Source organism: Glaesserella sp. (genome assembly GCF_041817755.1).
Taxonomy (GTDB): domain Bacteria; phylum Pseudomonadota; class Gammaproteobacteria; order Enterobacterales; family Pasteurellaceae; genus Glaesserella.
In genome coordinates this window covers 41,104-63,129 of the sequence record NZ_JBGYBX010000058.1, presented here as the reverse complement: position 1 = coordinate 63,129, position 22,026 = coordinate 41,104, and the positions used below count along the sequence as shown (strand labels likewise).

Below are 22,026 nucleotides of genomic sequence, written 5' to 3'. Positions count from 1 at the left end.
TTTGTTTTGCAGGAATGAGTGGTTATTTTTTCTCACCTTTCAATAGTTCTGCAATACCCGCAACCGAACCAATCAAATTACCGGCCTCTAGCGGCATCAGTACGACCTTGCTGTTTTCCGCCGAACCGATTTCTTTAATGGCTTCCGTGTATTTTTGAGCAATAAAGTAATTAATCGCTTTCGTATCTCCCGTAGCAATCGCTTCGGATACCATTTTCGTCGCTTTTGCTTCCGCTTCTGCCGCACGCTCACGGGCTTCCGCTTGCAGGAAGGCTTCTTGACGCTCCCCTTCCGCTTTCAAAATACGCGATTGTTTTTCACCTTCCGCACGTAAGATTTCCGCTTGACGGATACCTTCCGCTTCTAAAATATCGGCACGTTTGTTACGTTCCGCTTTCATTTGAGCATTCATTGCCGCCACAAGTTCTTTCGGCGGACGAACGTCACGAATTTCAATACGCGTGACTTTCACGCCCCAAATATTGGTTGCTTCGTCCACAATCGCCAGTAAACGACCATTAATCAAATCACGCTGGGAAAGCATATCGTCCAAATCCATTGACCCCAATACGGTACGCATATTCGTCATGGTTAAATTGACAATCGCCTGTTCCAAGTGATTGACTTCATAAGCCGCACGGCGGGCATCAATGACTTGCACGAAACAAACCGCATCAATTGACACGCTCGCATTATCTTTAGAAATCACTTCTTGCGACGGAATATCCAATACTTGTTCCATCATGTTGATTTTACGCCCGACCCGATCAATAAACGGCACCACGATATTCAATCCCGGCGTCAACGTTTTGGTATAACGCCCGAAACGTTCAATCGTCCAATGAAACCCCTGCGGTACGGTTTTTATGGTTGAAAACAAGATCATAATGACGAGTAAAACAAATACGATAGAAGCAATCGGAAGTTCGAAGCCCATAAGAAGTTCTCCATACGTTTGAATGAGTTATGATCTTATACTACTCCTTTTCCCCGTAATTGCTAGGGAATTTACGTTTTTCGGCGTATAATCAGACCACATTCCGTTTTACCTTTATCCAAATTTCTTTTAAGTTTATGAAACCAGCAACCGCCACCATTAACGGCAGTGCCCTACGCCATAATATCGAACTGATTAAAAACCTTGCCCCTCACAGTAAAATTTGTGCCGTCGTGAAAGCCAATGCTTACGGACAAGGTATTCATCGTGTTTGGCGTAACCTTGAAAATCATGTTTCCGCATTCGGCGTTGCGCGCATCAAAGAAGCGTTAGCCATTCAGGAAAGCGGTTACGCAGGCAACATCGTGTTATTGGAAGGTTTTTTCGATAAAGAAGAGCTGCTCAAAACCCTGTCGCGCCGTTTTGATACCGTGATTCACTGTATCGAACAGTTGGAACTGCTCGAAGAAGTCAACCAAGCTTGGCAAACCGAACAAGCAAAAGGGTTTTGGTCTCGCAAAACCAAAATTTACTTCCCGGTCACCGTTTGGTTGAAAATCGATACCGGCATGCACCGATTAGGTATCCATCCGGAGCAAGTGACCGAATTTTACCAACGCCTGAGCGCCTGTCCGTTGGTCGAAAAAATCAATTTTGTCAGCCATTTCAGCCGGGCTGACGAACCTGATTGCGGCTATACCGAAAAACAGATCGCAACCTTTGAACAGGCAACCAAACCCTACCCTTCGGCGGAACGTAGCATTTCAGCCTCAAGCGGCATCCTTTATTGGAAAGAAGCGCATTATGATTGGGTTCGCCCCGGCATTATCATGCACGGCATTTCACCACACAGTCAGCCGATTACCGATTTAGGCTTCAAGCCTGTTATGACGCTTTCTTCCTCTCTCATTGCAGTTCGTACGCACAAAGCAGGTGAACCCGTCGGTTATGGCGGAGCTTGGGTCAGTGATAAAGAGACCAAAATCGGCGTGGTGGCAATAGGCTATGGCGACGGCTACCCCCGCAATGCGCCGGAAGGCACGCCGGTATTTATTAACGGACGCAAAGTACCGATTGTCGGACGGGTATCGATGGATATGATGACCGTCGATCTCGGCGCCGACAGCCAAGATAAAGTCGGCGATGAAGTCGAACTGTGGGGGGAAAAATTGTTAATAGAGGAAGTCGCCAATGCTATCGGCGTGATCAATTACGAGCTGATCACCAAACTCACCCCGCGAGTGATTACCGAATATAGGGAAGCTTAGCCTGCAAGCGGTATGATTTGTATACTATTTTGCAAAATTTTTGCCACATCGTACCGCTTGCTATGTGATGTCCTCCATTCAAGGAACTATTGCCACCCTCCGCCCAATGCCTTGTATAAATGAATCATATTCTGTGCTGCGTTTAAATTGGATTGCACGAGCTGTTCTTGGTAATTCAAAGCGGAAATTTGTGCGCGTAGTGCCACATCCAGTGTTTTATCGCCGTGTTTGAATAAAAGCTGACTGTCTTTCGCCTGTTTCTGTGCTTGTTGTACGGTTTTCGTCAGTAATGCGGTTTGGCGTGCCAAACTTTGTTGCATTTGGTAACTGTTATCCACTTCTGCAAGCGCTGTGAGTAAGGTTTTATCATATTGAATTACCGCACCTTTTAAACGGGCATCGGCAGCATCAATGTTGGCTTCAATCCGCCCATTTGTAAAAATCGGCAACTGTACGCCTGCGCTGATAAAACTACCGATACCGGATAAATGCGACAGATCATTATTCAGCCCAATTCGCCCGCCTTGTCCGAGAAATTGAATATCAAAGCGTGGTAAAAGATCCGCTTTCGCACTGGCAAGCTTGGCACTATAAGCACGAATTTGTTGAGCGTTGGCACGTAAATCGGGGCGGCGGTTAATGATATCACTTGGTTGTTGCCCTGCCGGCGGATTTGGGATTTTAGCCAGCGGATTACCCTGTTTTACAAGATGAAAACCCTGCGGCGTTTGCCCGAGCAAAATGGCAATATTGCGTTCAAAACTGACCGCTTGTGCGGTTAATGTCGTTTGTTTGGCTTGAAGTGCGGTGATTTGTGCCGCAATTTCATTCACTTCATAAACGGTTGCTTGTCCGGCATTAAAACGCCCTTGAATATAACGTTGCAACTCGGCTAACACGGTTAAATTTTGCGAAATCAACACCTTTTGTTGTTCGGTGGCAAAGATTTTAAAGTAGTTATCGGCAATTTGGCTGGCAACTAACAATTGCGTGCCGTAAAGCTGTTCTTGTTGCCCGAGTGCTGCATAGTAAGCCGCATCGGCATCACTGCGTTTTTGCCCGAAAATATCCGGCTCCCACGAGGCGGAAAATCCGCCGTATCCGCCGCCACTTCGGCTGGAAGACGGGTTAATAATACCGCTATTGATATTACTGATCCCGCCACTTATTGAGCCGTTTAAACCGACATTCACGCCCATATCTGCTTCCGCATATTGGCTGTTTGCCTGTGCTTCTTTTAAGCGTATTTGGGCTAAGGCAATATCCAAATTATTTTGTAGCCCTTGTTCAATTAAACGGTTTAATTGAGGATCTTGCCAATGTTGCCACCATTGTTGTACGTTTTGCGAACCCGTTGCCTGTGCCGTTTGTTCAAACTGTGTTGGCAAGGTAACAGTAGATTGGGTATCGACTTGTGTCGCATTACAAGCGGTCAGAAATGCGATGAAAATTGCAATTGTTGTTAATTTAACGGTTTTCATTGTTTGTCCTTTTTTATCCCTGTCTTGAGAGCATTGTCTTAAATTGAGAAAGTGCGATAGCTAAAAAAGCGAAACCTAACACGATCATTTTTAGCAATTTATCCCAAACGAGTTCAAAACTTGCTCCCCTGAAGAGAACATCTTGCGTATAAGCGCCAAATACGGTTGTCGGGGAAAATTGCGTGAGCTGTTGGGCAAGTTCTGGCATATTTTCAATCGGTGAGTTAGCACCGGAAAGCAGATACATCACGACATACGTCGGGATACAGAGCAAACCGAACTGTGGCATTGTTGGTGCGATAATTGCCAATAAAATGCCCAATGACGAAATCGAAAATAAAAACGCTATGGCACCTAGGGCAAAGAGCGGTAAGGAACTTAATGCAATGGGCACACCCAACACACCTCGAACCATAAAGATCAAGGAAAGCATTGCTACCGTTAATAGCACCAAACCGTTAGCGACAATTTTAGCCACGGCAATTTCACTTGAAGTCACGGGCATCACCAATAAATGTTCAATGGTTCCCCGCTCACGTTCCCGAATAACAGCCGCGCCAACCAACAGCAATACAAGTAAATTTAAGTTCCCGACAATTTGCATTGTGCCCATCAACCATTTGCTTGAATGGTTTGGATTGTACAGCACGTTGATTGTCGCAAGGTTATCTAACGAAACTGAATTTAATCCTAAATATTGCGCCACTTCTTGATTAAAAATTTGCGCAATATAGTGACTCCCTACACCGGCTTGGGTCATTGCCGTAGCATCAATCAACAGCTGAATTTTCGGCGATAAGCCTTTCAACATATCCCGTTCGAAATTCGGCGGAATTTCCAACACAAAGGTATAAGCACCGGTATCCATTGCCCGATCCACTTCGTTTGCCGAGATTTCCTGTACTTTTTTGAAATTTGGCTCAATCAAGCTGTCTCTTAAGCGATAAGACAAGGTTGAACGATCGTTATCCACCACTGCGACTACTGCATTTTTCAGCTCCGTCGTCGGCATATTGGCGATGGTATAAAGTGCCACACTGAACATATATAAAATCAAAGCAATCAACGTCAGATCCGAAAACAAACTCGCAAACTCTTTTTTCGATAAGTACATCACATTCTTTAACCAACGCATCTTATTTCTCCTGTTTTTTCAATGATAAGGATGCCAAGATTAAATAGACCGAATAGATGATAATTAAAGCACCGTAGCTGGCAACGAAATCATAAAAGCCCAGCCCTTTGGTAAATCCGCCTAAACTAATTAGCTGAAACCAGGCACCTGGGAAAATATGAGCGATAACGTAGGTCGGCGTTGGTAATGTTGCTGTCGGGTACATCATTCCTGAGAAATTCATCGTTGGCACCATAATTAAAATAGCGGTGGCAAAAAGTGCCGCAACCTGCGATTTCACAAAGCTTGATACCACTAAACCAAAGCCTGTTGAAGCGGTAACAACCAATAACGCGCCTAAAAACATTGCCCAAACCGATCCTTTTATCGGTACACCAAAGATGACGACGGCGATAAAAATCAGCACCAAATAACTTAAAAACGCTAAAACGATATAGGGTAATTGCTTGCCTAATAAGAATTGCAATTTACTTGCAGGCGAACCGTATAAATTCATAATCGAACCGATCTCTTTCTCCCGAACGATCCCCAATGCAGTCATCATCGAAGGTACCATCATCATCGCTAACATAATCACACCCGGAGTAATCGCAAAAATACTCTTAAAATCCTGGTTATACATAAAACGAGGTTCAATCAGCGATGATGTCGTTGAATTTGCTGTAGCAGGAAAATTCTCCCGTACATATTGAGCAAGCACACCGTTTGCCGACGATTTCAAATTTTCCGCCGTGGACGGAAACGCCCCGTCAATAAAAATCCCGATTGGCGTCATTTGACCTTTTAAGATCGAACGCCCGAACTCCGCCGGAATTTCCAGCACCAACTTGACTTCGGCGCTTTTTAGCACCCGATCAATCTCCGCCGTGGAATAAATTTCAGGCTGTTCAATAAAATAAGGTGAGCCACGAAAATACTCGATCAATCGGCGGCTTTCCGAGCTGTTGTCATGATCCAATACCGTAAATTTCAGCGGGTTAATATCAAACGAAATACTCGATGCCATCGCTAACAACATAATGGCGGGGCCGCCAATCGCAAACAACAGGCGGATATTATCCCGTAGCAACTCTTTGCTCTCACGCAAAGCGAAAGTCCAAACCATGGCAAACCAAGCAAACAATCCGACCGCTTGTGAATGGCTGGCAAGCGGTTCGTTTTGCGCATTTTTTTGCAACTGGGGTTGGGTAATCTCGTCCGCTTGTTCTTCCAAGTAACGAATAAAGGCTTCTTCCAGCGTGGCGGCGTTTTTTCCGATCCGTAACTCCTCCGATGTACCAACGCCTAATACTTTGCCACGGTGCATAAAAGAAATACGATCGCAACGAGCCGCTTCATTCATAAAATGGGTGGTGACGAAAATCGTGATCTTATCTTCCCGAGACAGTTTAATGAGATATTCCCAAAACATATCCCGTGCGGCAGGATCAACCCCCGACGTCGGTTCGTCCAAAATTAACACTTCCGGCTGATGTAAACAGGCGGCAGCCAGTTGTAACCGTTGGCGAATGCCCAACGGCAACGAAGCCGGCGTTTGCTCGGCAAATTCAACTAGATGAAATTGTTCAAGTGAGCGTTGAATGTACTGCTCCCACTGCGAAGGTTCGATTTGATACAATTTGGCGTGTAAGAGTAAATTTTCCCGTACAGTAAGTTCTTCATAGAGTGAAAAGGCTTGCGACATATAGCCCACTTTTTTACGGGTATTGATATCGCCGGCATCAATCGGCTGCCCAAGCAAAGTTGCCGAACCTTCCGTTGGCTCCAATAAGCCGGTTAGCATTTTCATTGTGGTAGATTTACCACAACCGTTCGAGCCTAAAAAGCCAAAAATCTCGCCTCTTGGAATGGTGAAGCTCACATTATCCACCGACACAAAATTCGCAAATTTTTTGGTTAAACCGACCGCTTGTATTGCCGGTGGTTCGTTCGGGTTTGGGACAAAAGGCGGAATAACCAAGCCGTTCTCCGCTCCTCGTTTTTCGGGCGGTAACAATTTGATATAAGCTTGCTCTAAAGTCTCACTGTTCGTTTCTTGCATCACTTGGCGGGTCGACTTATCGGCAATAATTCTGCCGTCGTCCATCGCAATCAAATGTTCAAATCCTTCAGCTTCATCAATGTAAGCGGTGGCAACAATCACGGTCATTGTCGGGCTTTCTTGGCGTAAACTCTCCACCAATTCCCAAAATTGGCGGCGGGAAAGCGGATCTACACCGGTGGTCGGTTCGTCTAAAATCAGCAAATCGGGGCTGTGCACCAACGCACAACATAAACTCAGTTTCTGCTTCATTCCGCCCGATAATTTTCCGGCTGGTCTGTCGGCAAAGGGTAGCAAGCCAGTCGCTTGCAATAACCGTTCGATCCGAGCTTGGCGGTAGGCTTTCGGTAAGCTGTAAAGACGGGCGTGGAACTCAATATTTTCATAAATAGAGAGTGTCGGATAGAGGTTTTTCCCCAATCCTTGCGGCATAAAAGCAATTTTATGGGAGAGCTGATCGCGAGCTTTGCTGTCGGCAATGTTTAAGCCGAACACCGAAATATCGCCCTGTTGTAAGATTTTTACCCCTGAAATCAGCGAAAGCAAGGTTGATTTTCCCACGCCATCAGGCCCGATTAACCCCACGGTCACGCCTTGAGGAATTTGTAGCGATACCTCTTTCAGCGCCTGTGTTTTGCCGTATTGATGAGAAAGATGTTGGATTGAAATAGCGAAATTCATAGCATTTCCACATTATTATTCTGATGGCAATTTAACGTTGAGGGCTTCCGACCAGTCGATACTTGCATCGTATTTCACATATCCCATTGCGGTCATACCGCCTTTAAAGAATGCCGGATTTTGTTTTACGATCTCTTCGGGAATTTGTAGCTTGATTTTAAACATCATTTTGGTACGTTCTTCGGCAGTTTCGACCGATTTCGGCGTAAATTGAGCTTGTGAAGAGATATAGCTTACCTTGGCAGGGAAAACCGCATCCACGCCATCAACAATGACTCGGGCTTCATCACCGATTTTCACTTGATTGGCTTGATAAGACGGTAAGAATACGTTGATATACACGTCATCTAAATCCAAAATGCTGACCACTTTACCGCCGACACCAAGCACATTCCCCACATCGGCAAGCTGATATTCCACACGTCCGCTTAACGGCGAACGAATAAGCATATCTTCATGTTGAGATTGGGCATTTTGCGCATCAGCTTTGGCTTTGCCGACCATCGCTTGTGCTTGAGAAATGGTCGCCTCCGCTTGGCTCACGGTCGCTTGTGCTTCGGCTCGAGCGGCTTTTGCCGTCTCAATCGCCGATTGTGCCACTTTATAATTGGCTTGGCGGCGTTCTAATTCGCTGGCAGAAATCAAATTATCACGGCGTAGCTTTTTAGCGTTATCCAATTCCAATTTCGCCACGCTTAACTGTTGCTGTTGGGCATTAATTTCAGCACTCGCACGGCTGACGGTTTCCAACGCACGTTGCTTTTGGGCTTTCGCTTGTTCGACTTGTGCCTGCATCGCTTCAATTTGTGCCGAAGTCGCATTTACTTGGCTCTCAATTTGACTGGAAGAAAGACGAGCCAGCGCTTGATTTTTCTCTACATCTTCGCCTTCTTTGACCAACATTTCTTCCACTCGCCCCGCATAAAGTGTTGCCACATCAACACGATCCACCGTCAAACGCCCATTTACACCACTAATCCCGTCCGGTAAGTTCGAGCGGCTTTGCGTCTGTTTCCAATAGATACCGCCACTAACAATGGCAATTACCAAGAGTGCAATCCATACTTTTTTCATCTTATCTCCTTAATTCCTCAATATCGTCTAAATAAAAAGCAGTGTAGGAAAATCGTGAATCCGGCTCAATCATCAAAAAACAATAAAATGTTGCTTATCTCGATAAAAAACGATATTTTGTTGTTTATCCTGTTCAAAAAGGATGCAGATAAAAAGACAACAAATAGAAAAGAAGGCAAATGAAATGAATAAAGACGATATTCGAGTCATTAAAACCGCGAAAAGTATTCATCAGGCGTTTTTCAGCTTATTGGAAGAAAAAGATTATCAAGAGATTACGATTCAAGATATTTTGGACGTTGCACAGATTAACCGCACCACGTTCTATAAACACTATGCGAATAAAGATACGTTAGCTCGGCAGCTTGTTGAGGAATTTAAACAAACGGTTTTTTTGCCTTTGTTAGAGCAACGTTTTCATGAAACGTCTTTAGTATTTGCCGAAAAAGCGGCACCGCTCATTCTCAAAAACCGCGAAAAAATCCAACTGCTTTGGAAAATCGAAACGCCTAAAATTCACCTTAAACAAGATATGTATAAAATCATTCGGCAGCGATACATTGAAGTCTTATCGAAAGAAGTTGATGATAACGAATTAATCGATTTGGAATATCAAGGGCATTTATATGCGTCCTTTGCCATTGCGTCGATGACTTTCAGTTTTGAGCATAATAAAGCGCTCAACCCGTTGCATCTCATTGAAAATTTAAAAATGTTATTTGAACGGGCAATTTTATAATCCGACAAGCGGTGAGATCTTCCGAAAAATTTGCAAATTGCAAAATGTGGTCAACATCCGACCGCTTGTTTCAAGGTCGAATACGGCAAATCATATCGTTAAAAAGCTCACCTGATTGTCATTGCCGGCGTGTCATTTTAAGTTTTGACTTTTTCCGCTTGCCGATTAGAATACGGTCGTTTTTACATTGCTATCGATAACATCAAGCAAATAAAGGAAAAAAACGAATGAAAAAGTTTCTGGCTATATTATTAGGGGCTGCCGGTCTGAATGCTTATGCACATAACTGCGGTGGGCAAATAGCAATTAAACAATGTGAAGCTGATGGTGCAACCAATTGTAAAATTGTGATGCCCGAAGGCTGCTCCATACCTGACGGCATGTATGATTAAAATACACCGTTTTTTACTTGTGGCATTAAGGACAAAAGATGACTGAAAAACGTTTTGCTGTAACTGTCGTAATCCTCGCTACGCTGATCATGATAGCCTACTCATATATCAGTGCCTATTTATACTCCGAGACGACCGAACAATGGTCTTCTTCGCCCTCACGAATTCGCTGTGGTTTGTCATCCCGTTTATATTGGCATGGATACCCTATACTGCCGTTAGCGCCGCGGCGGTTTCCGGCGCTGCGTTCACCGCATTCGGTTTATTCGTTTATTTCGCCTTATACATTCATTCGATTGACGATCCCAAAGGTGGCGGCGCCCTTTGGCTGATTTATCTGTTTTGGATGGTGGGCTCGTTTATCGCCGCATTGTTCCCCGCAATGTCATGCCCCGTATTCTTTATCAAAACCGCAAAGCGAGCCTTTATTTCCGCCTGCGTTTTTACCTTGGTTGCCGGGTTTCTGATGGGATTTTTAGTCAGTAATCTTTTCTAGATGATTATGTGCAATACGATGAGGCGATTCTATAGAGATATAGGGATACGGCATAAATCCGTATCCTTTTTCATTATATGAGTACGTCCCGTCTTCCGGCAAACGAGTGGGAAAGCGTTGTACCGTCTACCGTTTCAAGTTCGCCGCCGACCGGAATACCGTGAGCTATGCGGGTCACTTTAATGTGATGCACCAGGCACATTTCCGCAATATAATTTGCCGTCGCATCCCCTTCAATAGTCGGATTCGTCGCCAAAATTACCTCATGAAACGATTCCTCTTCCAACCGTTTTTGCAGCAAATCCAAGCCGATTTCCCGCGGACCGATTCCGTCTAAAGGCGATAAATGCCCCATCAACACAAAATAACGCCCCGAAAATTGCCCGGTTTGTTCGATTGCCTGAATATCCGACGGCATTTCAACCACACAAAGTTGTCCGCTCGCCTGACGGCGTGGATTTTGGCAAATGGCGCACTCCTCTTCTTCCGTAAACGTGCGGCAAGACTTGCAATGCCCGATGTGGGTCATTGCCTCATTGAGCGCCTTGGCTAACGCGATTCCACCCGAGCGGTTGCGTTGCAGAAGATGATATGCCATACGTTGCGCAGATTTCGGACCAACGCCCGGTAACACGCGTAAGGCTTCCATTAAATTTTCAAGTAAAGGGCTGCTTTGCATATTGAATTGCCACTGACTAAAAAGGGATAGGGGCAAATCATGATTTGCCCCTACGGAAAACGATAAACTCTTGCAATAAATTTACGTTAAAGCGGCAGTTTCATACCTGCCGGCAATTGCATGCCTGCTGTGACGGCTGCCATTTTTTCTTTTTGCATTTCATCCGCACGACGAATCGCATCATTAAATGCCGCCGCAATTAAATCTTCCAGCATTTCTTTATCTTCTTCCATCAGAGACGGATCGATTTCAATACGACGGCAATTGTGAGCACCGTTAATCGTTATTTTGACCAACCCGGCGCCGGATTCCCCCGATACTTCCAACTGTGCAATTTCTTCCTGCATTTTTTGCATACGCTCTTGCATTTGCTGGGCTTGCTTCATTAAGCCGCCTAAACCACCTTTTCCAAACATTGAGGACCTCTCTTTAATTTTTAAAATAATCAAATAAAAAACGCCTGCATTCTACTGAACCAAATGCCTCGGCGCAAGCGGTTAGATTCGGCAAATTTAATTCGCTTTTCCGAATCAAAATAATCCGTCGCTATTATGTTAAAGAGAAGATACAATTAAATGAGAAAATTTCACCAAACTACGTTTTTCAGTGCATTTTTAAATGCGCGGATCAATTTGAGAACAATAATGAGCGAACAACAGATATTACGTCAAATCGTACTCGATACGGAAACGACCGGAATGAATTTTAACGGTGCGCCGCATATCGGACACAATATTATTGAAATCGGTGCCGTTGAAGTGATTAACCGCCGTCTGACGGGGCGAACTTACCACGTTTATATTAAACCACCGCGTGAAGTTGATGCCGAAGCTATTGCCGTTCACGGTATCACAAATGAAATGCTTGCCGACAAACCGACTTTTGCCGACATCGCCGATGAATTTATTGCATTTATCAAAGGTGCCGAATTAATTATTCATAATGCCCCCTTTGACGTCGGTTTTATCGACCATGAATTTTCATTTTTACCGAACCCGCCGCCGAAAGTCGCAGAAATGTGCAGCGTAACAGACAGTTTGCAACTTGCCCGTAAAATGTATCCGGGTAAGCGTAACAGCTTGGATGCGTTATGCGATCGCCTGCATATCGATAACAGTAAACGGGTTCTTCACGGCGCATTGCTGGATGCGGAGATCCTTGCCGATGTATTCTTAATGATGACCGGCGGGCAAATCGCCTTGCTTTCGGAAGAAGAACAGGAAACGCATCACTCGGTTCACACAGAAACGCTTGAACGTCGTGTAACGGTGGATACATCCGGTTTGATTGTGCTCATGCCGACGGAAGAAGAACGTGAAGCACATCAGAAATACCTTGAATTGATTGATAAGAAATCGAAAGGTAATTGCCTGTGGATAAAAGCGGAACAAGGCGATTCGATTGTAATAAACTAAAAAATGCGCAGCTTGTACAGTAAAAAAGCAAACAATCCGTTTTTTACAAAAAGTATTTGACGGTTAAAAACGAAATCATTAATATACGCCCCGTTCGCTGCGGAGTGGTAGTTCAGCTGGTTAGAATACCTGCCTGTCACGCAGGGGGTCGCGGGTTCGAGTCCCGTCCATTCCGCCAACTTATTTTAGATTCATAATATACCTCCTTAGTATGTTAAAGGAAAAAACCTCTGAGAAATCAGAGGTTTTTTCTTTTCTGTAAAAAGGCGTTTTACACGCCTTTTCAACACTTAAAGTGCAATACCGAATTTTTCTTTCACCAACGGTGCAAAATCCGAATAACCGCCAACGTGAACCTCATCTAAAAAGATTTGTGGCACAGTCGCAACGGGTTTACCCACACGCGGTTCTAAATCTTGTTTTTCGATACCTTCAGCGATCATATCGATAAATTTAAAATCGAAATCAGGTAATTCTGCTTTCATTTTTTCTGCAAGCTGTTTTGCTCGAACGCAATAAGGGCAACTTAGTCTGCCGTAAATTTCTACAAACATTTTTAATCTCCTATAAATTAGGGGCATTGTTGCCCCTACTTCTCATTACTTCGTACTGGTACTTGTCGTAGTACGACTTGCACGTTTACGTTCTACTTCAGTGAGTAATTTTTTACGAATACGCACAGATTTTGGTGTGACTTCCACTAACTCGTCATCATCAATAAATTCTAACGCTTGTTCCAAGCTGAATTTAACCGGCGTTGTTAAGGTTAAAGCATCATCTTTACCTGACGCACGCATATTGGTGAGCTTTTTCCCTTCAAGTGGGTTTACGGTTAAGTCATTTGAACGGCTATGGATACCGATTACTTGCCCTTCATAAATTTCTGCACCGTGATCGATCATTAGTTTACCACGATCTTGTAGTGCATAGAGCGAGTAAGCCAGAGCTTTACCTGTACCGTTTGAAATTAACACGCCGTTAATACGCTGACCGATTTCACCTGCTTTGACATCGTCATAGTGGCTGAAACTTGAGTAAAGTAAGCCTGTACCTGATGTCATCGTCATAAATTCGTTACGGAAGCCGATTAAGCCACGGCTTGGAATGATGTATTCTAAACGAGTACGACCTTTACCGTCTGGGATCATATCACGCACTTCGCCTTTACGGATACCAAGTGCTTCCATCACAGCCCCTTGGTGTTGTTCTTCAATATCAATAGTCACTTGCTCAAATGGCTCTTGTTTGCGACCATCAATCTCTTTGAAAATCACTTTTGGACGAGATACCGCTAATTCATAGCCTTCACGACGCATATTTTCGATTAATACAGACAAGTGCAATTCACCACGACCCGATACGCTGAAAACATCAGAGTCATCGGTTTCTTCTACGCGTAATGCGACGTTATGCACTAACTCTTTCTTCAAACGCTCTAGAATTTGGCGTGAAGTGACGAATTTCCCTTCTTGACCGCAGAATGGTGATGTGTTTACACAGAAGAACATTGTTACTGTCGGCTCATCAACCGATAAGGCTGGAAGCGCTTCAACATTGTTGATGTCACATAAGGTATCTGAAATGTTTAATTCGCCTAAACCAGTAATTGCAATGATGTCGCCGGCATAGGCCTCTGTTGCTTCATAACGTTGTAAGCCTAAGTGACCTAACACTTGACCTACGCGACCATTACGGGTTTTACCTTCTGAGTCCACCACCGTAACCGGTTGGTTCGGTTTAACCGTACCACGTTTGATACGACCGATACCGATAACGCCGAGATATTTGCTGTAATCCAACTGCGAAATTTGCATTTGGAACGGTGCGTCAAGTTCAACATCCGGCGGAGAAACTTGCTCTACAATCGCTTCAAATAATGGATCCATATTCGGAGCAAGATCTTCGTGATCTAAACCTGCGACACCATTTAATGCAGAAGCATAAATAATCGGGAAGTCTAACTGTTCATCGGTTGCTCCCAAGTTCACGAATAAATCGAAAACTTGATCCACAACCCAGTCAGGACGAGCACCTGGGCGGTCAACTTTGTTGATAACCACGATTGGTTTTAAACCGTGAGCAAAGGCTTTTTGCGTTACGAAACGGGTTTGCGGCATTGGACCATCAAAGGCGTCTACCACCAGTAATACCGAGTCCACCATGGAAAGTACACGCTCAACTTCACCACCGAAGTCTGCGTGTCCCGGGGTATCGACGATATTGATACGATAGCCGTTCCAGTTAATTGCGGTATTTTTCGCAAGAATGGTAATGCCACGTTCTTTCTCAAGGTCGTTTGAGTCCATTACACGCTCATCTACATCACCACGAGAAGTGTCTAATGTACCTGACAGTTTTAATAATTTATCAACCAGCGTGGTTTTGCCGTGGTCAACGTGGGCAATGATTGCGATATTACGCAGTTTTTGAGTATCTAATTGTTGCATTGAAATTTCTTTATTTTGAAAGTATAAAAATGGTGGGATACCCCACCAGACGAATCCTGAATTGTGATAGAGATCACAAAAAGACGGGCGATTATACAGAAATTCCGCCAAGCTGACTAGAAAGCAAGCGGTCAGATTGTCAGAAAAATTTGCAAATTTAACGTAGTGCTTCCAATAGCGCCTGATATTCCTTGGAATTCTGTAATAAAATTTGAGCCGCTTGCTTTAATTTGTTGACATCTCGGCTCGGTAAATAAAACGACGTATTGATATTCAGCACTGCTTTTTTCAATTCCGACTCCGGCAGTTCCTTCAACCCCAAGCTGACGAAATGTAATTCCACCCGTTTGTCTTTAGGTTGTTTTGCCATGGTTTTATTCCATTCGTCGACAAACCCACGGAAACGACGCAGCGTCGTTTGCGTATTGCGATCAATCGGCACATTGATGATCGTATTCACTACATCCATCGTTTTCGGAATATTTGCACTGTGATCGATTTCACCTGTTACTTCATTTTGGGCATTAACGCTGATAATCACAATCCGTTTTAATTTATTCTTTAAAGCGGTCTGATACATCCCTTCCTTGCCAATCAGATCATAACTATCGGTAAAGGCGGCAAGCCCCAAATTATCCGTTAGCCCTCCGTCAACAAGGTGAAGAAAAGGTCTGGTTTTACTGTCTTGATAAGCGGCTAAGGTTTCTCTAATCTCTTCGACATTTTTCGACTTTTGTGTATCCGCATTAACTGCAATCATCATATTAGTAATCTCGGGAAGATGATAATGACAATTGCCGCCATGATTATTAAACGTCAACGGACTAAAAATAAGCGGCACGGAACTTGAAGCGGCAACCGCCCTTGCAATTTCTACATGACTCAAATTCAAACATAATCCATCGAAAAATTCTTGAGTAAAAACGACTTTTTGTCCCAAGCTCATATCCGTCGCACTCACAATCACAAAAGGACCTTTACGCTTGCTCGCCAGCTCGCCGAATGTCTTGCCTTTATAAAGCGCCAAATTAAATTGTTCTTGAAGCAGATCCCCCCGCCCATATTGTTCCGATGTCAATTTAGGCACATTCGCCAATGAAAAGAACTGGCTCGTCAACTGGCTCTCAAAATCCTTTTTCAAGAAATTGTCTTCAAATTTCGGTACCACGTCTTTGCCTTCCAAAGAGAAATAGGTCGCCAACACCGAACCGCCCGACACACCGAAGACCAAATCAATGTTATCCAATAACGTCGACTGAAACGGATTGGAACCTATCGCCGTTTGCTTAAATTGTTCTAACACACCGTAACCGAGTGCCGCAGCACGGCTTCCGCCCCCCGATAGCATCAGAATAATTAAATTGCCGTCACGTTGTTCCATCAACGTTTTAACCCGATATCCTTTATCCGGCGTAATTTGACTGATCGTTTCAATCGGCTGAAACTGCGTGGAAGTACAGCCGCAAAGAAAAGCGGCTACCCCCAACATGAAAAACTTTCTCAACATAAGTCACATAAAAAAATAACAAGCGGGCTGATTTGCAAAATATTTTGCGAATCGCACCGCTTGCAGGTTAACAAATGCGGTTATATTGGCTGCAAATCACTAATCAAAACAAACGTTGTTTGCTACGACTGATTTCAAAACCATGTCCGCTACTGTTGCTGCAAATGAGCCCTGTAGGACGGCTGGTGCACTGCCATTCTTTGTTTTGCCGACCTTTACCGCGAATGGTTTCACCGTATTTCAATACGCGACTGTTCGGATCGGCTACGCTATCCCCTGCGCATACCATATCTGCCTTGCCGGTAGGTCCAAGGGTAAAATTGCCTTCCCAATCCAAATCGCAGTGTGGAGGCTTAGGCAGAGGAGGCTTGGCTGTACTGCCTGTCACTTGACAGGTTAACGCGTCTACTTTTTCTTCCGCATCGGAATGGTACAGGCAGTTGATATTGCCGCTTGGCGTTCGGAAAGACGTAAACCGAGTGTCAGCGGCAATAATAATCGAATCGGCATCGCGATAACCGCCTTCAATGGGATCGCTGATTTTCAGTGTGCCGTCGGCTTTATCCACCAAATAGGTAAATAAGTGCGGGGCGGTAGTCGGGTCACCGCCACATTGTGCATTATGTTTTTCATGTACGGAAACAGAAAAGTGGTTGCCTTTATCGTCGGTAATAAAGCTTAAACATTCGGCTCGAATATCGTTTGAATGTTTTTTCTCAATGGAAGTGCGTACCAAATTAACAGCCTGACTCTCTTCGGCAACAGGTGCGGCACAAACGGTCGAAGCAACAACCAGACCTAAGCCCGCAATGAATATACGTAAGTTTTTCATAAGAAGCTCTTTTTGTTGAAGTCATGTTAAATGTTATTTCTCAGGCGGCTTTGCTTTTGTTCGGGCTGCCTGAAAAAGAACGGAATATTTTTACATCCAATCATGTTGCAAACCGCACCGCTTGCAGGTTAACAGGAGTCACGTTCAATTAACGGGCAAGGCAAGTGGTGTACTTGCTTATCCGTTCGCCCTTCGATTAAATGCAAAGTGGCTTGTTCACCGATTTCATAATGCGGCAACTGAACGGTGGTCAACGGTGGCAAAAACAATTCGGCAACGCCGACCATATTATCATAGCCGATAACGGCAACGTCTTCGGGAATGCGAATGCCCCGACTCAGCAATAACTGGTATACCAACATGGCAATCCGGTCATTACCACAAATAATAACATCAAAGTCAAACGGCTCGGACGAACGGCGTAAGATGTCCTTTAACGGATCGGCTCCGCAAACATAATCGTTTAAATCCTTCGGCATAAAGAACTGAACGGGTAATGCCGGTTCGGCTTGAGCAAACCAAGCCGCTTCAAATCCTGTTTGTCTTTCCGCCGCAGCAATTGCATTCTCCGGAATATATAAGCAGAGAGGCTTTTTATATCCCTTTCGTATCACTAATTGCGTCGCATCAAACTGCCCTTGAAAATCATGCGGAATGTAGCTGGCAACACGCAGATCGTCCGTGACGCAATTCGCCAATACAATCGGGAATTGTTGTAACGCTTTCGGGATTTTAACCTTTTTTAAGCCGTTTCGGGTAATAATAATGGCGGAAGGACGGTGGGACAATAAAAGTTCCACCGCCTTCTCCACTTCACTGTCATCTTCTTCAAACGTATTAATCAAAAACGAATTCCAACCGAATTTACGCACCGTTTGCTCTATCGCTAAAATGATTTCAACGGAAAACGGCGTCGTCGCCGTCCCTAAAGACAGCACACCGATACTTTTATTCGCCGAATCCACTCCGCGAATCTTTTGTGCGGAAAGGTTCGGAACATAATTCAGATCCTCAATCGCCTGCTTCACTAATCGGTAGGTTTTTTCCGATAACTGCTCCGGGTTATTGATTGCGCGCGAAACGGTCATCAATGACACGCCGGCTAATTTTGCCACATCTTTTAATGAAGCCATTTAGACAAACTCCTTAATTTATCCGACAAGCGGTCTTTTTCTTGTTATTTTTTGCAATGTTTGCAACAACTTGACTAGTTTAATCTGAAATACGGTGATTTTCCGCTCACACTATAAAAAATGAGATCTTGATCACAAAAATGAAATGTTAACGTTAAAAATTGTGATGTGCATCACATTTTTAGCATTTACCCGCTTGATCATAAAAATGATAACGTTAACATAATGAACAAAGTTTAATCATGCCAGTCGAGGTTTATATGCAAACAGTCAATCCACATCAAGCCTATTACCTAAAAAATCGTAACTATTGGGTGTTTAGCGCTTACTTTTTTACTTACTTTTTCATTATGGCGACATGCTATCCGTTTTTAGGAATTTGGCTTGGTGATATCAACGGACTGACGGGAGAAGAGCGCGGCATTGTATTTGCATCCATGTCGTTTTTTGCCCTCTGCTTTCAACCGGTTTTCGGCTATGTTACCGACAAGTTGGGGGTGAAAAAGCACATGCTTTGGGCGGTTGCACTGACCCTCGTGTTTTATGCACCGTTCTTTATTTACATCTTTGCACCGTTATTGAAAACCAATATTTGGTTAGGCGCCATCTCAGGCGGTATCTATATGGGATTCGTCTTTTCCGGCGGAGCGGGCGCCTCAGAGGCTTACGTCGAACGGGTCAGCCGTCAGAGCAACTTCGAATACGGACGGGCAAGAATGTTCGGTATGTTCGGTTGGGGAATTTGTGCCTCTATTGCGGGGATCATGTACAGCAAACATCCCGACTCGGTATTTTGGTTAGGATCAGCCGCTTCCTTATTTTTATTGGTGCTGGTTGCACTGGCAAAACCTGAACAAAACTCCACGGCAAGCGTTGTTTCTCAGCTCGGCGCCAATAAAAATCCGGTTAGTTTGAAACAAGCCGCTGCATTATTGAAGCTGCCGCGATTTTGGGCGCTACTTGGGTATGTCGTCGGAGTTGCCTGTACTTACGATATATTTGACCAACAATTCGGTAATTTCTTCAATACCTTCTTTGATTCCAAAGAGAAAGGCATTGAAATGTTCGGCTACGTGACCACCATGGGGGAACTACTGAATGCTGCGATCATGTTCTTTGTTCCGCTTCTAATTAACCGTATCGGTGCCAAAAATGCGTTACTGATTGCCGGCTTTATTATGACCATCCGCATTATCGGCTCTTCCTTCGCAACGGAAGCGTGGCATGTCGTTGTATTAAAAACATTACATATGTTTGAGGTTCCCTTCTATCTCGTCGGTTTATTCAAATACATTGCCAATGTATTTGAAGTCCACTTTTCCGCCACGATTTACATGGTGGCTTGCCAATTCGTTAAACAGGTCGGCAATATGCTCGCCTCTTCCATCGTCGGCAGTTGGTATGACAAATTCGGCTACCAAGACACTTATTTTATCTTGGGCTGTATTGCCCTTGCCTTTACCGTACTGTCTATTTTTACTCTTACGGGCAAAATGTCGATTAGCGAGCGCTATCAACTCCAAAAACGGAACGTTCACGGTATTTAATGCTTCACACTGACACATTGAGAGGAATATATGATGAATCAAGTTATTCGTTTAACCAGTCAAAAAAATGATCTGATTTTAGTCACCGACACCAATCCGCGTATCATTCATTGGGGGGCACGTCTGAATCAATTCGTCCCCGAAAGCGTTATCGGGTTGGAACCCGGTGTTACAAACGGCGGATTGGATATTTCGGTTCCGGTATCGCTTGCCTGTGAAAACGGACGGGGTTATTTTGAGTCCAGCAGTATAGAAGGTCATCGTAACGGGCAAGATTGGGCGCCTGTATTTAATCAAACTCATGTCGAACAACATCATCAAACCGTAATTATTCGAAGCGTGGATGAACTCGCCGGTTTGGAATTTATCAGTGAATTTGAACTGGATGAAAAAACCTCCGTACTCAAAACCCGTAACAAACTGCGTAACCTCAAAGCGGAAAACTTCACGGTAAACCGTTTGGCCGTCACACTACCCTTACCGGAATATGCCGACGAGGTATGCAGTTTCTACGGACGTTGGGTGCGAGAATTTCAACTCAACCGACAAACCTTAAAGCACGGCGGGTTTATTCAAGAAAACCGTGTCGGACGCACTTCCCACGAATATCCGCCGAATATCATGATCGGCGAATCCGGTTTTAAAGAGCAAAGCGGTCAAGTATGGGGTTTCCACCTTGCTTGGAGCGGTAACCATCGTATACGTGCCGATATTGATATTCGCGGTCGCCGTACGGTACAGCTGGAGGCGCTTTACTTCCCCGGTGAAATTCAACTTAAACGGAATGAAGAAATCGCGACACCTTGGGTATATACCACTTTTTCAGACAACGGATTAAACGGGATGAGCCGACAATTCCATCAATATCTCCGTGAACATATCGTGCGCTTTCCGAAACAACAAACGCGCCCTGTTCATCTCAATATTTGGGAAGGCGTGTATTTCGATCATCAACCAAATCATATTATCGCCATGGCAAGAGCCGCCGCAGAAATGGGGGTGGAACGTTTTATCATTGACGATGGTTGGTTTATCGGTCGTAACGATGATTTTGGCGGTTTGGGAGATTGGTATCTCGATGAAAATAAATACCCAAACGGCTTAACGCCGATTATCCGTGAAGTCAAAGCATTGGGCATGCAATTCGGGATTTGGGTTGAGTTGGAAATGATCAATAAAAACAGCCGCCTTTACCGTCAACATCCCGACTGGATGCTTCAAATCGAGGGCTATGATCAACCTGAAGAGCGCAATCAAAATGTCTTAGATTTATGTCATCCCGACGTATTTGATTATCTTGTCGAACGCATGGATTGGCTGCTCGGTAATCACGACATCGACTACATCAAATGGGACATGAACCGTCGAATCGTACAAGGTGCACATCACGGTCAAGCCTCCGTCACCAAACAAACGGAAGCCTTATATCGATTATGCGATGTGCTTTGTCAAAAATATCCTCATATCGAGTTTGAAGCCTGCGCATCCGGCGGCGGACGAATCGACTATGAAATATTAAAACGCGCTCAGCGCTTTTGGACCTCTGATGACAATGATGCGTTGGAACGTCAAGTCATTCAACGGGGCATGAGCTACTTTTATCCGCCTGAAATCATGGGCGCTCATATCGGTGGCTTCCATTGCCACACGACCTATCGTAAACTGGATGCCGGTTTTCGGGGGCTAACGGCGCTCTTCGGTCATATGGGGGTCGAACTGGATCCGGTGAAAGAAGGAGAAGCCGAACGCCAAAGTTTCCGTAAATACATTGCATTACACAAACAACTGCGTGATCTATTGCACAGCGGTGACGTGTTCCGCTTGGATCGCAAAGACCCCGCGTCATTGATTAACGGTGTTGTCAGTAAAGACAAATCGCAGGCGGTGGTTTTAATCAGCCAACTTGCCATGTCGGATTATTTGCAACAGGAACTGCTCCGTGTGCCTTATCTGGATGAGGCAAATTATGCGGTACAACTGTTAGATATGCCGCGTAACTATCAAGAAGGAAAATTCGGTCACTTAATGAAAAAACTGCCCGAATGGATGACAAAAGTCATTGCGGGAGAACCGGTAATCATAAACGGAAGCTGGCTGGCAACCTTGGGACTGGTTCTGCCGAACCTCGATCCGGCAAGCGCCCTGTTGCTTCGATTCCAACGTGTGTAACTGACATCCGCGGTAAGCTATTTGCAAAATTTAACCGCAATCTTACCGCTTGT

The 22,026-nt window shown here is 44.6% G+C and carries 19 protein-coding genes and 1 tRNA gene; 8 read left to right on the top strand and 12 right to left on the bottom strand.

Annotated features, from left to right (window positions below; all coding sequences use genetic code 11):
- Nucleotides 1-22 precede the first annotated feature (22 nt).
- Nucleotides 23-937: an SPFH domain-containing protein gene (locus tag ACEYKX_RS09225; protein ID WP_373767716.1), complete on the bottom strand. Its 915-nt coding sequence runs from the start codon at nt 935-937 to the stop codon at nt 23-25.
- 137 nt (nt 938-1,074) lie between these two features.
- Here ACEYKX_RS09225 and alr point away from each other — a divergent pair, with 137 nt between their 5' ends.
- The gene (gene alr, locus ACEYKX_RS09220) at nt 1,075-2,205 is read left to right on the top strand and encodes an alanine racemase (protein ID WP_373767715.1); all 1,131 of its coding nucleotides are present in this window, start codon (nt 1,075-1,077) and stop codon (nt 2,203-2,205) included.
- An 86-nt stretch (nt 2,206-2,291) separates the two neighbouring features.
- On the opposite strand, the gene ACEYKX_RS09215 is transcribed toward alr, so the two are convergent.
- From ACEYKX_RS09215 to ACEYKX_RS09200, 4 genes are read right to left on the bottom strand one after another with little or no spacing between them, the layout of a single operon-like run.
- On the bottom strand, nt 2,292-3,686 hold the full coding sequence (locus ACEYKX_RS09215) for an efflux transporter outer membrane subunit (RefSeq protein WP_373767714.1): 1,395 nt from the start codon (nt 3,684-3,686) through the stop codon (nt 2,292-2,294).
- A gap of 13 nt (nt 3,687-3,699) precedes the next feature.
- On the bottom strand, nt 3,700-4,821 hold the full coding sequence (locus ACEYKX_RS09210; protein ID WP_373767713.1) for an ABC transporter permease: 1,122 nt from the start codon (nt 4,819-4,821) through the stop codon (nt 3,700-3,702).
- Nucleotide 4,822: 1 nt separating this feature from the next.
- Nucleotides 4,823-7,543, bottom strand: a complete 2,721-nt coding sequence (gene rbbA / locus ACEYKX_RS09205) for a ribosome-associated ATPase/putative transporter RbbA (RefSeq protein WP_373767712.1) — start codon at nt 7,541-7,543, stop codon at nt 4,823-4,825.
- 15 nt (nt 7,544-7,558) lie between these two features.
- Nucleotides 7,559-8,617: an HlyD family secretion protein gene (locus tag ACEYKX_RS09200; protein WP_373767711.1), complete on the bottom strand. Its 1,059-nt coding sequence runs from the start codon at nt 8,615-8,617 to the stop codon at nt 7,559-7,561.
- A gap of 184 nt (nt 8,618-8,801) precedes the next feature.
- On the opposite strand from ACEYKX_RS09200, the gene ACEYKX_RS09195 reads away from it, so the two are divergent.
- From ACEYKX_RS09195 to ACEYKX_RS09185, 3 genes are all read left to right on the top strand, one after another.
- Nucleotides 8,802-9,356, top strand: coding sequence for a TetR/AcrR family transcriptional regulator (locus ACEYKX_RS09195; protein ID WP_373767710.1), 555 nt, complete (start codon nt 8,802-8,804; stop codon nt 9,354-9,356).
- Between the two features lie 227 nt (nt 9,357-9,583).
- Nucleotides 9,584-9,748, top strand: coding sequence for a hypothetical protein (locus ACEYKX_RS09190; protein ID WP_373767709.1), 165 nt, complete (start codon nt 9,584-9,586; stop codon nt 9,746-9,748).
- A 142-nt stretch (nt 9,749-9,890) separates the two neighbouring features.
- On the top strand, nt 9,891-10,244 hold the full coding sequence (locus ACEYKX_RS09185) for a hypothetical protein (RefSeq protein ID WP_373767708.1): 354 nt from the start codon (nt 9,891-9,893) through the stop codon (nt 10,242-10,244).
- A gap of 73 nt (nt 10,245-10,317) precedes the next feature.
- Here ACEYKX_RS09185 and recR read toward each other — a convergent pair whose 3' ends face one another.
- Together recR and ACEYKX_RS09175 are read right to left on the bottom strand one after the other, a co-directional pair.
- Nucleotides 10,318-10,923 (bottom strand): recombination mediator RecR, encoded by a 606-nt coding sequence (gene recR / locus ACEYKX_RS09180; RefSeq protein ID WP_373767707.1) that lies wholly within the window; start codon nt 10,921-10,923, stop codon nt 10,318-10,320.
- Nucleotides 10,924-11,009: 86 nt separating this feature from the next.
- Nucleotides 11,010-11,339, bottom strand: coding sequence for a YbaB/EbfC family nucleoid-associated protein (locus ACEYKX_RS09175; RefSeq protein WP_373767706.1), 330 nt, complete (start codon nt 11,337-11,339; stop codon nt 11,010-11,012).
- A gap of 228 nt (nt 11,340-11,567) precedes the next feature.
- Here ACEYKX_RS09175 and dnaQ point away from each other — a divergent pair, with 228 nt between their 5' ends.
- Both dnaQ and ACEYKX_RS09165 read left to right on the top strand, forming a co-directional pair.
- A complete protein-coding gene (dnaQ, locus tag ACEYKX_RS09170; protein ID WP_373767705.1) occupies nt 11,568-12,338 on the top strand; it encodes a DNA polymerase III subunit epsilon in 771 nt (256 codons plus the stop codon).
- Between the two features lie 101 nt (nt 12,339-12,439).
- A tRNA-Asp gene (locus ACEYKX_RS09165) sits at nt 12,440-12,516 on the top strand.
- 112 nt (nt 12,517-12,628) lie between these two features.
- On the opposite strand, the gene ACEYKX_RS09160 is transcribed toward ACEYKX_RS09165, so the two are convergent.
- From ACEYKX_RS09160 to ACEYKX_RS09140, 5 genes are all read right to left on the bottom strand, one after another.
- Nucleotides 12,629-12,892 carry a GrxA family glutaredoxin gene (locus ACEYKX_RS09160; protein WP_373767704.1) on the bottom strand — a complete coding sequence of 88 codons (264 nt, stop codon included), beginning with the start codon at nt 12,890-12,892 and terminating at the stop codon, nt 12,629-12,631.
- A gap of 45 nt (nt 12,893-12,937) precedes the next feature.
- Nucleotides 12,938-14,785, bottom strand: coding sequence for a translational GTPase TypA (gene typA, locus ACEYKX_RS09155; RefSeq protein WP_373767703.1), 1,848 nt, complete (start codon nt 14,783-14,785; stop codon nt 12,938-12,940).
- A gap of 157 nt (nt 14,786-14,942) precedes the next feature.
- Nucleotides 14,943-16,292: a patatin-like phospholipase family protein gene (locus ACEYKX_RS09150; RefSeq protein WP_373767702.1), complete on the bottom strand. Its 1,350-nt coding sequence runs from the start codon at nt 16,290-16,292 to the stop codon at nt 14,943-14,945.
- Nucleotides 16,293-16,395: 103 nt separating this feature from the next.
- Nucleotides 16,396-17,124, bottom strand: a complete 729-nt coding sequence (locus ACEYKX_RS09145) for a DUF6636 domain-containing protein (RefSeq protein WP_373767701.1) — start codon at nt 17,122-17,124, stop codon at nt 16,396-16,398.
- A 128-nt stretch (nt 17,125-17,252) separates the two neighbouring features.
- Nucleotides 17,253-18,257: a LacI family DNA-binding transcriptional regulator gene (locus ACEYKX_RS09140; RefSeq protein ID WP_373767700.1), complete on the bottom strand. Its 1,005-nt coding sequence runs from the start codon at nt 18,255-18,257 to the stop codon at nt 17,253-17,255.
- 260 nt (nt 18,258-18,517) lie between these two features.
- Here ACEYKX_RS09140 and ACEYKX_RS09135 point away from each other — a divergent pair, with 260 nt between their 5' ends.
- Nucleotides 18,518-19,804 carry an MFS transporter gene (locus tag ACEYKX_RS09135; RefSeq protein WP_373767699.1) on the top strand — a complete coding sequence of 429 codons (1,287 nt, stop codon included), beginning with the start codon at nt 18,518-18,520 and terminating at the stop codon, nt 19,802-19,804.
- Between the two features lie 30 nt (nt 19,805-19,834).
- Nucleotides 19,835-21,973, top strand: coding sequence for an alpha-galactosidase (locus ACEYKX_RS09130; protein ID WP_373767698.1), 2,139 nt, complete (start codon nt 19,835-19,837; stop codon nt 21,971-21,973).
- Nucleotides 21,974-22,026: the final 53 nt, after the last annotated feature.

Coding starts and splice junctions, on each gene's coding strand:
- ACEYKX_RS09225 (WP_373767716.1), bottom strand. CDS start 937: ATGGGCTTCGAACTTCCGATTGCTTCTATCGTATTTGTTTTACTCGTC.
- alr (WP_373767715.1), top strand. CDS start 1,075: ATGAAACCAGCAACCGCCACCATTAACGGCAGTGCCCTACGCCATAAT.
- ACEYKX_RS09215 (WP_373767714.1), bottom strand. CDS start 3,686: ATGAAAACCGTTAAATTAACAACAATTGCAATTTTCATCGCATTTCTG.
- ACEYKX_RS09210 (WP_373767713.1), bottom strand. CDS start 4,821: ATGCGTTGGTTAAAGAATGTGATGTACTTATCGAAAAAAGAGTTTGCG.
- rbbA (WP_373767712.1), bottom strand. CDS start 7,543: ATGAATTTCGCTATTTCAATCCAACATCTTTCTCATCAATACGGCAAA.
- ACEYKX_RS09200 (WP_373767711.1), bottom strand. CDS start 8,617: ATGAAAAAAGTATGGATTGCACTCTTGGTAATTGCCATTGTTAGTGGC.
- ACEYKX_RS09195 (WP_373767710.1), top strand. CDS start 8,802: ATGAATAAAGACGATATTCGAGTCATTAAAACCGCGAAAAGTATTCAT.
- ACEYKX_RS09190 (WP_373767709.1), top strand. CDS start 9,584: ATGAAAAAGTTTCTGGCTATATTATTAGGGGCTGCCGGTCTGAATGCT.
- ACEYKX_RS09185 (WP_373767708.1), top strand. CDS start 9,891: ATGGTCTTCTTCGCCCTCACGAATTCGCTGTGGTTTGTCATCCCGTTT.
- recR (WP_373767707.1), bottom strand. CDS start 10,923: ATGCAAAGCAGCCCTTTACTTGAAAATTTAATGGAAGCCTTACGCGTG.
- ACEYKX_RS09175 (WP_373767706.1), bottom strand. CDS start 11,339: ATGTTTGGAAAAGGTGGTTTAGGCGGCTTAATGAAGCAAGCCCAGCAA.
- dnaQ (WP_373767705.1), top strand. CDS start 11,568: ATGAGCGAACAACAGATATTACGTCAAATCGTACTCGATACGGAAACG.
- ACEYKX_RS09160 (WP_373767704.1), bottom strand. CDS start 12,892: ATGTTTGTAGAAATTTACGGCAGACTAAGTTGCCCTTATTGCGTTCGA.
- typA (WP_373767703.1), bottom strand. CDS start 14,785: ATGCAACAATTAGATACTCAAAAACTGCGTAATATCGCAATCATTGCC.
- ACEYKX_RS09150 (WP_373767702.1), bottom strand. CDS start 16,292: ATGTTGAGAAAGTTTTTCATGTTGGGGGTAGCCGCTTTTCTTTGCGGC.
- ACEYKX_RS09145 (WP_373767701.1), bottom strand. CDS start 17,124: ATGAAAAACTTACGTATATTCATTGCGGGCTTAGGTCTGGTTGTTGCT.
- ACEYKX_RS09140 (WP_373767700.1), bottom strand. CDS start 18,257: ATGGCTTCATTAAAAGATGTGGCAAAATTAGCCGGCGTGTCATTGATG.
- ACEYKX_RS09135 (WP_373767699.1), top strand. CDS start 18,518: ATGCAAACAGTCAATCCACATCAAGCCTATTACCTAAAAAATCGTAAC.
- ACEYKX_RS09130 (WP_373767698.1), top strand. CDS start 19,835: ATGATGAATCAAGTTATTCGTTTAACCAGTCAAAAAAATGATCTGATT.